This is a genomic window from Nodosilinea sp. LEGE 07088, assembly GCF_015207395.1.
In the GTDB taxonomy this organism is placed as follows: Bacteria; Cyanobacteriota; Cyanobacteriia; order Phormidesmidales; family Phormidesmidaceae; genus Nodosilinea.
Genome location: NZ_JADEWX010000393.1, coordinates 1 through 1,067, shown reverse-complemented (window position 1 = coordinate 1,067; position 1,067 = coordinate 1). Strand labels below are relative to the sequence as shown.

Sequence of the window (1,067 nt, the reverse complement as noted above, 5' to 3'; positions counted from 1 at the left end):
CTCATCCACTCCCCCCCCATGACCACCACCACCTTCCAACACACCCGCTACGTTATCAGCGAAAACTGGATCACCTTCGGGGCCTTTGGGCTGTTTCTGGTGTTCGTGCTGTTCGCAGTTTTTGGGGAAGTCGTTGCGCCCTACGATCCGTTGACGAGCAATGCTGCGATCGCCCTTCAGCCACCCTCCTCAGCGCACTGGTTTGGCACCGACCAGCTGGGGCGAGACGTGCTCAGCCGGGTGATTGTCGCCACCCGGCTCGACCTGGGGATTGCGGTAATGGCGGTGACCCTATCGTTTCTGGTGGGCAGTGTGTTGGGCACCTGCGCGGGCTATTTTGGCGGCTGGTGCGATCGCATCATCTCCCGCTGCATCGACACGCTGATGGCCTTCCCACTGTTTGTGCTGGCCATGGGGCTGGTAGCGGCCCTGGGCAACACGGTGGAAAACATCATTCTGGCAACGGCGATCATCAACCTGCCCCTGTACACGCGAGTGGTGCGATCGGAAGTGCTGGTGCGGCGCGACGCTGGCTTTGTCGAGGCCGCCCGCCTCACCGGCAACGGCGACTGGCGAATTATGGCTAAACACCTATTCCCCAACGTGCTGCCGGTGATGATGGTGCATGTGTCGCTGAACATGGGCTGGGCTATTCTCAACGCCGCTGGCCTGTCGTTCATTGGCCTGGGCGTTCAACCGCCAACACCGGAGTGGGGCATCATGGTGGCCGAAGGCGCGACCTACATTGTCTCGGGCGAATGGTGGATGGCCCTGTTCCCCGGTGCGGTACTGATGCTGGCGGTATTTTGCTTCAATCTCCTCGGCGACGGACTGCGGGATTTGATCGATCCCCGCATGCGAACGTGATGTAGATAAACCCGTAGGTTGAGTGAAGCCCAGCGGAACCCAACCAGCCCAGACGCCAGAGGCTTTTACAGGTGCGACATGCTCGTTTGTGGGTTACGGCCAAGGCCTGATTACCTGGACTGCAACAGAGTTGGATTACGGCCTAACCCACGCTACGGTTTCTTCCTCACCTTCCCCATCTCCCCCACCATCCCTAGCCC

1 protein-coding gene is annotated in these 1,067 nt (G+C 60.3%); it reads left to right on the top strand.

Annotation, left to right across the window (positions count from 1 at the left end):
• The first annotated feature begins 18 nt into the window (after window positions 1-18).
• Window positions 19-867, top strand: coding sequence for an ABC transporter permease (locus IQ254_RS31220; protein ID WP_193970014.1), 849 nt, complete (start codon window positions 19-21; stop codon window positions 865-867).
• The last annotated feature ends 200 nt before the right edge of the window (window positions 868-1,067 follow it).

Excerpts from the sequence above, each read along its gene's own strand:
- IQ254_RS31220 (WP_193970014.1), top strand. The coding sequence starts at position 19 with ATGACCACCACCACCTTCCAACACACCCGCTACGTTATCAGCGAAAAC.